This is a genomic window from Massilia agilis (assembly GCF_024756255.1).
In the GTDB taxonomy this organism is placed as follows: Bacteria; Pseudomonadota; Gammaproteobacteria; order Burkholderiales; family Burkholderiaceae_D; genus Telluria; species Telluria agilis.
This window is the reverse complement of the sequence record NZ_JANUHB010000003.1, coordinates 176,992-191,387: the sequence shown is the minus strand read 5'-3', so window position 1 is coordinate 191,387 and position 14,396 is coordinate 176,992. Positions and strand designations below refer to the sequence as shown.

9 protein-coding genes are annotated in these 14,396 nt (G+C 65.6%); 5 read left to right on the top strand and 4 right to left on the bottom strand.

Annotated features, from left to right (window positions below):
- Positions 1-225: 225 nt before the first annotated feature.
- The 4 genes from NX774_RS14435 (at position 226) to NX774_RS14420 (ending at position 5,275) form a co-directional block, all read left to right on the top strand.
- On the top strand, positions 226-2,400 hold the full coding sequence (locus NX774_RS14435; RefSeq protein WP_258822939.1) for an RIFT barrel domain-containing protein: 2,175 nt from the start codon (positions 226-228) through the stop codon (positions 2,398-2,400).
- Positions 2,401-2,641: 241 nt separating this feature from the next.
- The gene (locus NX774_RS14430; protein ID WP_258822938.1) at positions 2,642-3,823 is read left to right on the top strand and encodes a hypothetical protein; all 1,182 of its coding nucleotides are present in this window, start codon (positions 2,642-2,644) and stop codon (positions 3,821-3,823) included.
- Between the two features lie 56 nt (positions 3,824-3,879).
- Positions 3,880-4,629, top strand: coding sequence for a hypothetical protein (locus NX774_RS14425; protein ID WP_258822937.1), 750 nt, complete (start codon positions 3,880-3,882; stop codon positions 4,627-4,629).
- A gap of 49 nt (positions 4,630-4,678) precedes the next feature.
- Entirely contained in the window at positions 4,679-5,275 is a 597-nt protein-coding gene (locus NX774_RS14420; protein ID WP_258822936.1) for a GNAT family N-acetyltransferase, read from the top strand.
- Positions 5,276-5,319: 44 nt separating this feature from the next.
- Here the strand turns inward: NX774_RS14420 and NX774_RS14415 are convergent, their stop codons facing one another.
- From NX774_RS14415 to NX774_RS14400, 4 genes are all read right to left on the bottom strand, one after another.
- Positions 5,320-7,386, bottom strand: a complete 2,067-nt coding sequence (locus tag NX774_RS14415; RefSeq protein ID WP_307731285.1) for a M13 family metallopeptidase — start codon at positions 7,384-7,386, stop codon at positions 5,320-5,322.
- 141 nt (positions 7,387-7,527) lie between these two features.
- Positions 7,528-9,522 carry a M13 family metallopeptidase gene (locus NX774_RS14410; protein ID WP_258823365.1) on the bottom strand — a complete coding sequence of 665 codons (1,995 nt, stop codon included), beginning with the start codon at positions 9,520-9,522 and terminating at the stop codon, positions 7,528-7,530.
- 117 nt (positions 9,523-9,639) lie between these two features.
- On the bottom strand, positions 9,640-11,940 hold the full coding sequence (locus NX774_RS14405) for a TonB-dependent receptor plug domain-containing protein (RefSeq protein ID WP_258822935.1): 2,301 nt from the start codon (positions 11,938-11,940) through the stop codon (positions 9,640-9,642).
- A 200-nt stretch (positions 11,941-12,140) separates the two neighbouring features.
- On the bottom strand, positions 12,141-12,695 hold the full coding sequence (locus NX774_RS14400) for a hypothetical protein (protein WP_258822934.1): 555 nt from the start codon (positions 12,693-12,695) through the stop codon (positions 12,141-12,143).
- Positions 12,696-12,969: 274 nt separating this feature from the next.
- Between NX774_RS14400 and NX774_RS14395 the strand changes: the two genes are divergently transcribed.
- A complete protein-coding gene (locus tag NX774_RS14395; protein WP_258822933.1) occupies positions 12,970-14,385 on the top strand; it encodes a S41 family peptidase in 1,416 nt (471 codons plus the stop codon).
- Positions 14,386-14,396: the final 11 nt, after the last annotated feature.

The following is a 14,396-nucleotide window of genomic DNA, read 5'->3' as shown; positions in this document are numbered from 1 at the left end:
TTTTCGTGCTCATTCTGTTAACGACCAGTAGAAAAACATCAAAATTGACATTTTGGACAAATAATATTTGTTAGATTTCAGATAAAGTTGTGTTGTATTTGGGCAAAAAATTGAACAGCTTGAGATAATTTCCTGTGCCAAACAATTTCCTTGGCGTAACCTAAAAGGACTCCACAGTGGCCGCTTCGGCGAAAAGCCACGGCAACAAGTCCTGAAGAGATCGCCATGAAATTTCCACTGCACACCTCGGCAGCCAAGGTGCTGCCAGCCATCTTTATCGCCTCCTCGCTGGCCGCTTGCGGCGGCGGCTCGGATCCCCAGACAGGCAAAGCCACCGTCCTCGCGGCTGAGCTAAGCACCGGCACAGCCACCACCACCGCCTCCGGCACCTCTGCCGCCATCCAGGGCGTTCTCACCGACGTGCGGTTCGAGAACACCAACCCGCAGCTGGCGCAGGCCAACGTCCCGGTCACCTTCGGCCAGGTGTTCGCGCAAGGCGCGCTCAGTCCGGCCGATGGCCTGGTCGGCCGCCTCTCGGACGGCACCACCATTGCGCTGCAGGTTGACGTCAAGGCCCTGCACGCAGACGGCTCGGTGCGCCATGCGGTCATCTCCGCCGTGCTGCCGAGCCTGGCGGCCGGGCAAACGAATGCCATGTCGCTGGTGAAGTCCGGCACCGCCGCCAGCGCCGGCGCCTCCACCCCGGACGACCTGCTGGGCGCCGGCTTCTCGGCCTCGGTGCACGCCACCATCAACGGCGTGCGCTACGAGGCTTTCGCCGACGACCTGCTCAAGGAAGGCCCGTACCAGACCTGGCTGTCCGGTCCGGTCGCCAGCGAGTGGCAAGTGTCCGCCCCGCTCACCGCGGCCGACGGCACCAGGCACCCGCACCTGAGCGCCCGCTTCGCGATACGCTGGTACCCGGGCGCGAGCAAGGCGCGGGTGGACGTCACGGTCGAAAACGACTGGGCCTACGAACCGAACCCGCAGAACATCACCTACGACGCGAGCGTGCTCGTCGGCGCGAAAGAGGTGTATGCCAAGACCGGCCTGAACCACCTGAACCACGCCCGCTGGCGCAAGGTCTTCTGGTACAACGGCACCGCGCCCGAGGTGAACGTCAAGCACAACGCGGCTTACCTGATCGCCACCCGCGCACTGCCCAACTACGACCAGACCGTCACCATCCCAGAAACCAAGCTGGCCGCGCTGCAGGCCAAGTGGACCGGCGCCATCACCGAGCCGATGGGCATTGGCCTGGCCACCGCGTACATGCCGCAGACTGGCGGACGCGACGACATCGGCCTGTTGCCCGGCTGGGCCGCGACCTGGCTGCTCTCGATGGACAAGCGCGCACGCGACGTCACGCTGGGCACCGCAGACGGCGCCGGCAGCTGGTCCGCGCACTACCGCGACAAGAACACCGGCCGCCCGGTCAGCCTGATCGACTACCCGTACATGACGATCCTGGGCCGCATCGGCGACACCTACAACCCGGTCACGAGAAAGTACGAAGCCTTCCCGGCCTGCGCCAGCAGCACCGCGTGCACCACGCCGTACACGCACGACAGCGCGCACATGCCGAACCTGGCCTACCTGCCCTACCTGCTCACCGGCGACTACTACTACCTGGAAGAGCTGCAGTTCTGGGCGATGTGGGCGGCGTTCTCGTCCAACCCGGGCTACCGCCAGAACGTCAAGGGCCTGGTGCTGGCCGACCAGGTGCGCGGCCAGGCCTGGACCATGCGCACGGTGGCCGAAGCGGCCTACATCACGCCCGACAACGACCGCCTGAAGGCGCACTTCACGCAGATCGTCAACAGCAACCTGGACTGGTTCAACCAGACCTACACCAACAACGCGGCCGCCAACCAGCTTGGCATCATCGTCAACGGCTACTCGCTCGTGTACAACAACGGCACCGGCATGGCGCCGTGGCAGGATGACTTCTTCACCTCCGCGATCGGCCACGCGGCCGAACTGGGCTTCACCAAGGCGCAGCCGCTGCTGGCGTGGAAATCGAAGTTCCCGGTCTCGCGCATGACCGCCGATGGCGCGTGCTGGGTGGACGGCTCGATCTACACGCTGATCGTGCGCGACTCCTCCACCAGCCCGTACTACGCGACCATGGGACAGGCCTACAAGACCAGCCATACGGCCACGTTCAACGCCCTGTCCTGCGCCAGCGCCGAGATGGCCACCGCGCTCAAGCTGAAGGTTGGCGAGATGACCGGCTACTCGGCCGAGGCGACCGGCTACCCGTCGAACCTGCAGCCGGCACTGGCCTATGCGGCCGACGCGCTGGGGGCACCCGGCAAGAGCGCGTGGACGGTGTTCATGAACCGCTCGGTCAAGCCGAACTACGGCCTGGCGCCGCAGTTCGCGATCGTGCCGCGTTGATCGCGACGGCACTCGTAGCGTGGGCGGGTTTCCCGCCCACGCGTTCAACAGTGGCGTACCGCGAGGCGCCGCCAGCGCTGGCTGAACGCGTGGGCAGAAACCTGCCCACCCTACCGTGACCGGCCCGCCTTGTTCAATTGCTACCGTTACAATCGCTTACGGCTTTTCCTGCAGGCAGCGCGTAACCTCGGCCGTTTTCCCTGTTCAAGATTGCCGCCTCGCAGCGGTTTGTCATTCGATCATGAAACACCGAAACGTCCTCATTTTCCCCGCCCTGCTCCTCGCCGGCGCCGCTTCGGCATCTGCCGCAACCTTGTCGGTTGGCCCCGGCAAAAGCTACGCCGCACCGTGCCGCGCGTTCGCGGCAGCCAAGTCGGGCGACATCGTCGAGATCACCGGCGGCGTCACCTACAGCGGTGACGTTTGCGCCATCTACCCCAGCAACCTGACCATCCGTGGCGTGAACGGCCGCCCGAAGATCGACGCGGCCGGCAAGAACGCGCTCGGCAAGGGCACCTGGGTGATCGAGGGCAGCAACGTCACCGTGCAGAACGTCGAGATGGTGGGCGCCAGGGTGCCGGACCAGAACGGCGCCGCGCTGCGCCTGGAGGGCACCGACTTCACGCTGCGCCAGGCCTTTTTGCACGATAACGAGAACGGCATCCTCAGCAACCCCAACACCAACAGCAGCATCACCATCGAGTACAGCGAATTCGGCCACAACGGCTACGGCACCGGCTACACGCACAACCTCTACATCGGCAACGTGGCCAGCCTGACCTTCCGCTACAACTACTCGCACGACGCCAACGGCGGCCACAACCTGAAGTCGCGCGCGCGCACCAACATGATCGCGTACAACCGCTTCTCGAGCCTGGCGCCGGGCGAGACCGGCAGCACGGCCGCGGGCAAACCGAGCTACGAGATCGACCTGCCGAATGCGGGCAGCTCCTACATCATCGGCAACGTGATCGAGCAGCCGGCCGCCAACAGCAACCCGAACATGATCGCGTACGGCGAGGAAGGCGCAACCAATCCGGCGCAGGACCTGTACGTGGTGAACAACACCTTCCTGAACGATTACACCGGCGGCGGCACCTTCGTGCTGATGGGGAGTGGCGTCACGCGCGGCGCGCTCCTGCAGAACAACATCTTCAGCGGCGTGGGCACCGTAACCAACCAGAGCGCGGCAGTCCAGAAGACCAACTACCGCGCCACTAGCGTGGCCTTCGTGGACCGCGCGCACTACGACCTGCATCCGGTGTCGAACGTCCTCATCATCAACGCCGCGTCGGCGCCGGGCTACGCCGCCAGCGGCGTGCCGCTCAACCCGGGCGCGGAATACAGGCATGTCGCGTCGGGCGTGTCGCGGCCGGTGGTGGGTGTACTCGATATCGGTGCCTACGAGGCCACGGCGCCGTAAGTGTTGTATTGACATTAGGTTACAATCGCCCATCGACTTCTCCTGATGGGACGAACGTGGACCTGAAACTGAGCTGGAAATACGGCTTCGCCTTCTTCGCGCTGAACGATGTCATCAGCGAGCTGCACGAGCAGTCGCACATGGCCACCAACTGGCTCATCTATGGCTGCTTCGGCCCGCGCGACTTCAACAACGTGCACGGCTGCGCCGGCATGGACGGCTTCGCGCTCGCCGCAGGCATCGCCGGGCCGCTGTTCAGCTACCTGGTGATGTGGGCCGGCGTGTGGGTGCTGATGCGCGCCGCCACCCCAGCCGGCCGCTCGATGGGCTTCACGCTGGTGTTCGCGCCGCTGCCGTTTGCGCGCATCTTCACGGCGCTGATGGGTGGCGGCGACGAGCGCGGCTTTTTGGCCAAGCTGCTGGAAGGCGCAGTGACGGTGCCGCAGTCGCGCTGGCTGGCGGTGGCGATGACGCTGCTCCTTTGCGGGCCGCCGATCTGGTTTGCCTGGCGCGCGCTGGCAAAGCCGCGCCGCGGCACGATCATCGCTGGCTTTTGCGTGATGCCGCTGCTGGTGGTGTTCGCATACAAGTTCGTGGTGCTGAACGGGCTGCTGGCGCGCGGCGTGTTGGCAGAACCGGTCATCTTTGGCACGCCGGCGTTCGTGGTGGTGGTGTTCGTGCTGGCGCTCGTGGCGACGGCGGCGTGGTGGGCGTGGCTGCAGGGACTGGAACGCCAACCCGTCGTTCCCGCGCAGGCGGGAACCCATGCTGACGCCGAGCTGGCGGCGGCGCCGCTACACGATTGAACGCAGCATGGGTCTTCAACCTTTATGGCCGAACGCGGCCCGCTAGCACATGAACCTATCCCCCGTTACGCTCCTGGGCTCCCGTGTTCGGCTGGAGCCGCTCACGCTCGAGCATGTGCCGGCCCTGACCGTCGCTGGCCTGCACCCGGAACTGTGGCGCCTGCAGCCGCGGCCCATTGAGACCGAAGCGGACATGCGCGCCTATGTGCGCGCGGCGCTGGCCGACCAGGCGCGCGCGGCCAGCCTGCCGTTCGCCGTGGTCGACCTGGCGAGCGGCACGGTGATCGGCTCGACGCGGTTCATGGACATCGCGCCGGCCCACCGCCGCGTCGAGATCGGCGCCACCTGGTACACGCCGTCATTCCAGCGCAGCGGCGCCAATGTGGAATCGAAGCTCCTGCTGCTCACGCACGCATTCGAGACGCTGGGCGTGCAGAAGGTCGTGTTCAAGACCGAGGCGCACAATGCGCAGTCGCGCAAGGCGATCCTCGCGCTCGGCGCGCTCGAGGAAGGCACCTTGCGGCGCCATCTCATCGCCGACAACGGCAGGCCACGCGACATGGTGTACTTTTCGATCCTCGACGACGAGTGGCCACAAGCGAAGCTGCGCCTGCGCGAGCGGCTCGCGCGACACCAGGGCGCATGAAAAAAGGGCTGCCGCAGCAGCCCTTTCCGTTTGCGCTGGCGCGCTTACCAGATGATCACGCGATCCTTCGGTGCGACGTACATCTTGTCGCCCGGCTTGACGCCGAACGCGTCATAGAAGCCTGGCTGGTTCTTCACCGTGCCGTTCGCGCGGTACTGGCCCGGCGAGTGCGGATCGACCTTCACCTGCACGATCTGCTGCTGCTCGCGCATCTTGGTGCGCCACACCTGCGCCCAGCCCATGTAGAAGCGCTGGTCGCCCGTGAGGCCGTTGATCACCGGTGCCTTCTTGCCCTTGAGCGAAAGCCTGTAGGCCTTGTACGCGATCGCCAGACCCGAGTTGTCGGCGATGTTCTCGCCCAGGGTCAGCGAGCCGTTCACGTGGTAGCCCGGCAGCGGCTCGAACGCGTTGTACTGCTCCACCAGCATCTTGGTCTTGGCCTCGAAGTTCTTGTGGTCGGACGCGGTCCACCAGTCGCGCAGGTTGCCGTTGCCGTCGTACTGCGCGCCCTGGTCGTCGAAGCCGTGGCTGATCTCGTGGCCGATCACGGCGCCGATGCCGCCGTAGTTGACCGCGTCATCCGCGCTCGCATCGAAGAACGGCGGCTGCAGGATCGCGGCCGGGAACACGATCTCGTTCATCTCCGGGTTGTAGTACGCGTTGATGGTCTGCGGCGTCATGCCCCACTCGTCGCGGTCGATCGGGCGGCCCAGCTTGGACAGCTCGCGGTCGTACTCGACGGCGCGCGAACGCATCACGTTGCCGACCAGGTCATCCTTGGCGACCACCAGCTTGGAATAGTCCTTCCACTTGTTCGGGTAGCCGATCTTGGGCGTGAACTTGGCCAGCTTGGCCTGCGCTTCCTTCTTGGTCGCGGGGCTCATCCAATCGAGCTTGTCGATCGACTGCTTGTAGGCGGCCAGCAGGTTCTTCACCAGCGCTTCCATGCGCGCCTTGCGCTCCGGCGGAAAGTACTCGGCCACGTACAGCTTGCCCAGCGACTCGCCCATCGAGCGCTCAACCGCGCCCACGCCACGCTTCCAGCGCGGCTCCATCTCCTTCACGCCCGACAACGTGGTGCCGTAGAACGCGAAGTGCTCGTCCACATAGGCCTTGGACAGGAAGTTGGCGTAGCTGTCGATGATGTGCAGCTGCAGGTAGGCCTTCCAGGTTTCCAGCGGGGTCTTGGCGGCGATGTCGGCAAAGCCCTTCAGGTAGGTCGGCTGGCCCACGATCACGTAGCTGGTCTTGGCGGCGATGCCGGTGTCCTTCAGCCAGGTGTTCCAGTCCCAGCCCGGGGCCACGTCGGCCAGCTTGGCCAGCTCGACCTTGTTGTAGGCCTTGATCGGGTCGCGCAGTTCGACCTTGGTCCACTGCGCCTTGGCGATCTCGGTTTCCAGCGCCAGGATGGCCTTGGCGTCGGCAGTGGCGTTGGCGTCGCCCGCCATCGACAGGGTTTTCTCCAGGTGGGCCAGGTACTTGTCGCGCGCGGCCGTCAGCTTGGCGTCGTCCAGCTTCAGGTAGTAGTCGCGGTCCGGCATGCCCAGGCCACCCTGGCTGATGTCGGCCACGTACTTGGTCGAATCCTTGTTGTCCTGGTGGATGCCGAAGTCGTACGGCACGTTCACACCCAGCTTGCTCATGCGCGCAAACACGGCCGGCAGCTCGGACTTGTCCTTGATCGCGGCGATCTTGTCCAGCTCGCCCTTGAGCGGGGCCAGGCCCAGCTGCTCGAGCTTCGCTTCGTCCATGAAGGCGGCGTAGTAGTCGCCGATGCGCTGTTCGTCGGTGCCGGCGGCCGCGTGCCTGGACGCGGTCTTCTCGATCAGCCCGTGCAGCTGGGTCAGCGTGTCGTCGCGCAGTTTCTGGAACGAGCCCCAGGCCGATTTGTCGGCCGGGATCTCGGTAGCCTGCATCCACTTGCCATTCACGTAATCGTAGAAATTGTCCTGCGGGCGGACCGACGACTCGACATACTGCATGGCGATACCGGCCGACAGGACCGGAGCCGATTTCGAGGCGGTGGCGTTGGCCTTGGCTGCGGTGCCCTCGGCGTGGGTAACGCTGGCGATCAGCGCAAGGGTCAGTGCGCTGAGCAGATGACGTTTCATGTTCTTCTCCACTTGTAGTTTTGGAAGATAAACCACTAAAACGTCGTCCCGGCGAACGCCGGGACCCATACACCGTTAGCGGATTCGCATACTCGGCATGGGTCCCGGCTTTCGCCGGGACGACGGCTTACAACGCGTAATTTACCAGATCGAGACCCGATCTTTCGGCTCGAGATACATCTTGTCGCCCGGTTTGACCCCGAACGCCTCGTAGAAGCCCGGCTGGTTGCGCACCGTGCCGTTGGCGCGGAACTGGCCCGGCGAGTGCGGGTCGGTCTTGATCTGCACGATCTGCGCGGCGTCGCGCATCTTCGAACGCCACACCTGGCCAAAGCCCATGTAGAAGCGCTGGTCGCCGGTCAAGCCGTCGATCACCGGGGCCGGCTGGCCGTGCAGCGAGATCTTGTAGGCCTTGTACGCAATCGCCAGGCCCGAGTTGTCGCCGATGTTCTCGCCCATGGTCAGCTGGCCGTTGACGTGGTAGCCCGGGATCGGCTCGAAGGCGCTGTACTGCGCGTCCAGCACATCGGTCTTGGCCTTGAACGCGGCGCGGTCGGCGTCGGTCCACCAGTTGCGCAGGTTGCCGTCGCCGTCGGACTGGCTGCCCTTGTCGTCGAAGCCGTGGCCGATCTCGTGGCCGATCACGGCGCCGATCGCGCCGTAGTTCACGGCGTCGTCAGCGGCAGCGTTGAAGAACGGCGGCTGCAGGATCGCGGCCGGGAACACGATCTCGTTGAGCGAAGAGTTGTAGTACGCGTTCACGGTCTGCGGCGTCATGCCCCACTCTTCGCGGTCCACCGGTTTGCCCAGCTTGCTGATGTTGCGGTTGTGGGCGAACTGCGAAGCGCGCATCACGTTGCCGACCAGGTCATCGGCCTTGATGGTCAGCTTGGAGTAGTCGCGCCACTTGCTCGGGTAGCCGATGTGCGGGGTGAACTTGGCCAGCTTGTCCAGCGCCTGGGTGCGGGTATCGGCGCCCATCCAGTCCAGGTGCTCGATGCTGTCCTTGTACGCGGCCAGCACGTTCTTGACCAGCTCCTCCATGCGGGCCTTGCGCTCCGGCGGGAAGTACTGCGCCACGTACTGGCGGCCCACGGCTTCGCCCAGCGCGCCTTCGACGGTTGCCACGCCACGCTGCCAGCGCGGACGGTTCTCGGCCACGCCGGTCAGCACGGTGCCGTAGAACGCAAAGTTCGCGTCAACGAATGGCTTGGACAGGAACGGCGAGAACTCGCGCAGCAGGTGCCACTTGAAGTACGACTGCAGGGTGGCCAGGTCGGCGTTCTGCACGATCTGGTTCATGCCGCTCAGATAGCTCGGCTGGCCCACGATCACGGTGTCCACCTTGTTGCCCACGCCGGCGCCGGCCAGCGCGGCCTTCCAGTCGTAGCCCGGCGCCAGTTCGGCCAGCTTGGCCACTTCCATCTTGTTATAGCGCTTGACCGGGTCACGCAGTTCGACCTTGGTCCACTGCGCCTGCGCGAGCTGGGTTTCGAAGGCGACGATGGCCTTGGCCTGCTGGGCAGCGTTCTTTTCGCCGGCCAGGGTCAGGACTTTGGCGACATGCTCTTCGTACTCGGCCAGCGCGTCGGCCATGCGCTTGTCGTCCTTCTTCAGGTAGTAGTCGCGGTCCGGCAGGCCCAGGCCGCTCTGGCCGATGTACACGGCGTACTGGGTCGAGTTCTTGGCGTCCTGCGCAACGCGGATCCCGTACGGGCTGGACACGCCGATCTGCGACAGGTGCGCGATCAGGGCGGGCAGCGCCTTCTTGTCCTTCAGCGCCGCGATGCGGTGCAGTTCGCCGGCCAGCGGCTTGGTGCCCAGGCTTTCCAGCTTCTTCTCGTCCATGAAGCTCTTGTACAGGTCACCGATCTTCTGTTCGTCGGTGCCGAGCTTGTGCTTGGCCGCGGCGTCCGCTTCGATGATGCCGCGCGCCTGCGTGATCGAGGTTTCGCGCAGCTGCATGAAGGTGCCCCAGCTCGACTTGTCGGCCGGGATCTCGGTGTCCTTCAGCCACTTGCCGTTCAGGTACTTGAAGAAGTCATCCTGGGGACGCACGCTCGAGTCGATGTACTGGACGTCGATGCCGGAAGTGCGAGCCGGGGCGTTGTCGGCCGCGTTGGCGAAGGCCGCCATCACGGACAGGGTCAGGGTGCTCAGAAGGTATCGTTTCACAGGATAGTCTCTCTTGTTAGCAGGGGAAAAGGCGGCTCTTGGTGGCCGATGAAAAAACTGGCAAACGCAGCATGCGCATCAGATCTTCAGCTCCAGCTGCACACGCACGCTGGTGTAGGTGCGGGCCAGCGTGTCGATCGCCTGCAGCATGCCGTTGGTGTCGACGACGCGCGCGGTCTCGTATTTGCGGGCGAACAGGTTGTTGCCGGAGACGCGCAGCTGGGTGTTGGGACCGAAGCGCCACAGGCCGTAGGCGTCGAGCTGGCGTTTCATGCCGGTGGTGTCGAGCTCCTGGACCGCCGAGCGGATCACGGTGACCGGCGTCCAGTTCAGGTTCGCGCCCAGCGTCAGCGGCAGGCCCTTCATGCGGTAGTCGGCGCCCACGTTGGCGGTCTGCTTGGCCTGCTGGTCGAGCCGGTTGTCGGGGCCCGGAATGCCGTCCACCTTCGACCAGAAGTGGCTGTAGTTCGAGCGCACGTCCACGTTCGGGCCGTTCGGGAAGAACTCGGCGAGCTGGAACTTGGCTTCCAGTTCGATGCCGCTGGTGCGCGCATGGCCGATGTTGGTGGGCGTGGACACCCAGCGCGGGCCGATGCTGGTTTGCTGCAGCGTGGTCTGGCGCCGCATCAGGTTGTCGATGTCGCGCACGAAGGCGCTGGCCGACAGGATGCCGCTGCGGGTCAGGTAATGCTCGTACGCGAGGTCGATGCCCTTGGCCAGCTCGGGCTTGAGGTTCGGGTTGCCGCTGCGGTCCGGGCGGGTGGCGCGGTTATCGCTCGAGAACGAAGGCGCGGCGATCATGTCGTTCAGCGCCGGCGCCTTGTAGCTCTGGGTCAGGCTGGCGCGCACCTGGTCCTTGTCGTGGCCGGGAATCCGGTACACCGTGTGCAGCACGGGGCTGAACACGCTGCTGGTGTTCTTCACCTCGCGCGCCACGCTGTTGCTGGTGGTGCGGATGCCTTCCCAGCGCAGGCCGAAGTAGGTCGACCACTGGCTCGTGATGTCCCACTCGTCCTGCGCGAACAGCGCCACGCGCCGGGTGTCGGCGGTCAGGTTCGCGCCCGACTCGTCGTACAGCGGGTTGTTGTCGCCTTCGGCCACATGCACCTGCGACAGGTGCGCCGCTTCGGCATCCCAGCCGGCTGCGAAGTTGTGGCCCTGGCCGAGCGGGCGGCTGTACTTGCCGCCGGTGGAGAAGCTGCGGTGGCGGATCGTGTCGGTGTCGTTGTACACGCGATTCAGGCGCTCGGCCGCGTCGTAGTTCTGGCGCACGCCTTCGCTCTCATTGTGGTTGACGCCGCCGCTGAATTTCACGTCGAGCTTGGCGCCGCCGTCCATCTTGTGCACCCAGTTGCCGAAGCCGCGCGCCATGTTGCCGCTGGAGTGGGACACGGCGTGCTGGAACGCGAACTCGGGCGGCACCAGGCCGATCGTCTGGTCCACATACGAGTCGGTGATGCTGTCGTTGCGGTTGGCGACGATGAAGGGCTGGAAGTTCAGCGTGTCGCCATTGTCGAACTTGTACGACAGGCGCGGCGACAGGTGTACCCCACGCGACTTGCCGTTGCCGTCCACGTGGATCAGCTGCTCGCGCTGCACGGTGCCGTCGTCCAGCGCGTCGATGTCGCGGCTGTCGCTTTCGTTGTGCTGGCGGTTCTGCATGGCCGCGATGTTGAGCATCCAGGTCAGGTTGCCAGCCTTGCCGGGAATGGTCGCCGAGACGTTGGCGCCGTGGCGGCCCTGCTCGATGTTGTCGGCGACGCGGATTTGCTTGTCCTTCTGCGTGTAGCCCTCGCGCAGCACCACGTTGATGGTGCCGGCGATCGCCTGCGTGCTGTGCTCGGCCACCGGGCCGCGCATGATCTCGATGCGCTCGACCTGGTCGGGCGGGATCGATTCGAGCGAGAAGCCTGGCGGCGGGCGTTCGCCGTTGACCAGCATCTGGGTGTAGCCGTTGCCCAGGCCGCGCATGCGCACACCGCCGCCGCCGCGCCCCGGGGCACCGCCCATCGTCACGCCCGGCAGGCGCTTGAGCACTTCGCCGATGTTGCTGTCGCCGTTGCGGTCCAGCTCTTCGCGGCCGAAGATCATCTTGGCCGCGGTCGAGGCGCGGCGCACGTCGATATCGCGGCTGCCGCTGACGACCACCTGCTGCGTGTCCTTGGCGTCACCCTCGGTGGTGGCGGGTTTCTGGGCGCGCACCGGCGGACGGCGGCGCTGGGCGGCTTCGGGCTTTGCGTCGGCCGCCGGCGCCTTGGCCGCGCTGTCCTGGACTTCCTGCGCAGGCGCGCCAGCCGGCGCCGCCTGGTCCTGTGCCAACGCCTGTCCGCCGGCCGTGCCCAGCACGGCCAGGCAGGCGATCGGGATCAATCTGCTCATGCTTGTTGTTCAGTTATTTTTTACCGGGCCGGGAGTCGGCAGGCTGAACATTCTAGCGGCTGGGGCCGCATGGAAATCATGAGCAGGCGGTTTTTTACTTTTCGATACATGGGCGCGTTGCAGGCATGCATATGCAGGCTGGACGCGTGGGCAGGGTGAGGCTGGGCAGTGCCCGGCCGAACGCCCACCCGCAGCTCTGGTCAACTCCCCGGCATGCCGATGTTCATGCCGCCCCGCCCATGGCCCGCGCCGCCACGGTGCCGGTCGCCGCCCTCGCCGCGCGGACGGTCCTGGCCGCCGTGCTGGCCGTTGTCGGGCACGCGCATCATCTGCTCGACCAGCATCGCTGCCACCTTGCGCCGCTGGCCGTCGTCCAGCGCGTCGTTCACGGTCAGCCACAGTTCGCGCAGCTGCTTGTCCTCGGCCAAGGCTGCCGCGCTTTCGGCGTCGATCAGGGCGTTCACGTCGCGCAGTTCGACCGTCGCATTCTCGAGCAGGGCTTTGACCTGCTGCTGCAGGCGCTCGCGGCGCGACTGGCGTTCGCGCAGGATGGCCCGGCTGCGGCTTTCCACCTGCTGCCACAGCGTCTGCTGGTTGGCGTTCAGGTTGAGGGTCTTGCGCAGCTCCGAGGCCATCGGCAGCAGGTCTTCGGCGCGCATGTCCATCAGCGGCACCGCGCCGGACGGGACGGCGCCGCCCAGGGCCAGCGCCACGAACGCCGCCTGCAGGCCGCGGCGCACTGAACTTGACTTCATTACAATCTCCGGGGCAGAAAAAAGCCCACGGAGGGGGCCGTGGGCAAAGACCACTTCAAAAGAGTGGAGAGAGAGAAAAACTGCATGGACGAATATAGGGCCGGCACTGTTGCCCTGCCCGCACTCTTACAATTGCTTACCGTCCAGGCAGGAGTCGAAACAGGGCTTTACAAATCTTGCCATCGCGCACCGCGCTTGTGCGGTGTCCACGTACCCGGACCGTTCAGGTTTATACTGGCCCTGCGCTATCTCATGCGCTCTTCGCAGGTGAAACATGGGCACCAAACTCAAGAACACTGGCCTGGTCGGCCTGGGCGCAGTCGCCGGCGTGGCGATTTCGATGCAGTTTTCGGCGTTGGCGCAAAAGCCGGTCGAAGCGGCCATCCCGATGGACAGCCTGCGTGAATTGTCGAACGTCTATGGCCTGATCAAGTCCGACTACGTCGAAAAGGTGGACGACAAGCGACTGCTCACCGAGGCCATCTCCGGCATGGTCGGCTCGCTCGACCCGCATTCCGCCTACCTGGACAAAAAAGCCTACCGCGAGCTGCGCGAGGGCACCGAGGGCAAGTTCGTCGGGCTGGGCATCGAGATCCAGCAAAGCGACGATGGCTATGTGCGCATCGTCTCGCCCATCGAGGACTCCCCCGCCTGGCGCGCCGGCATCAAGCAGGGCGACCTGATCACGCACGTGAACGGCGTGTCGCTCAAGGGCGTGGAGATGGACGAGGCCATCAAACGCATGCGCGGCGAGCCGCACACCCGGGTGGCGATCACCGTGCGGCGCGAGGGCGAGGAACAGCCGCTGTCGTTCACGATCACGCGCGAAGAGATCGTGCAAAAGAGCGTCAAGGCGCGCCTGGTGGAGCCGGGCTACGCGTGGATCCGCGTGTCGCAGTTCCAGGAACCGACGGTGGACGACCTGGCCGACAAGCTGGCCGCGTTGTACAAGCAGGACCCCCAGCTCAAAGGCGTGGTGCTCGACCTGCGCAACGACCCGGGCGGCCTGCTGCAGGGCGCAATCGGCGTGGCGGCGGCCTTCCTGCCCAAGGGCGCCGAGGTGGTCTCGACCAACGGCCAGCTGGCCGACTCCAAGCAGCGCTTTTACGGCAAGGCCGAGTACTACATGGTGCGCGGCGGCGACGACCCGCTGGCCAAGGTGCCGGAGGTGTTCAGGACGCTGCCGATGGCGGTGCTGGTGAACACCGGGTCGGCGTCGGCGTCCGAAATCGTGGCCGGCGCGCTGCAGGACTACAAGCGCGCGGCGATCATCGGCAGCCAGACCTTCGGCAAGGGCTCGGTGCAGACCATCCGGCCGATCGGCAACGACGCGGCGGTCAAGCTGACCACGGCGCGCTACTACACGCCGTCGGGGCGCTCGATCCAGGCGCGCGGCATCGTGCCGGATTATGCGGTGGACGAAACGCCGGACGGCGACGGCATCAACGCGCTGCGCGTGCGCGAGGCCGACCTGGAACACCACCTGTCCAACGACCGCGACAAGGAGGAAGCCTCGCGCGCCGGCGCCTACGACGAGGACGAGGCGCTGGCCAGGGCCGGCGCACGCAAGCCCATCGATTTCGGCAGCGACAGCGACTTCCAGCTGGCGCAGGCGCTCAAGCACCTCAAGGGCCAGCCGATGCAGCTGGCCAGGCACGCGCAGCCGACGCTGGCGCATCGCACGCAGTAATCGGTAGGGTG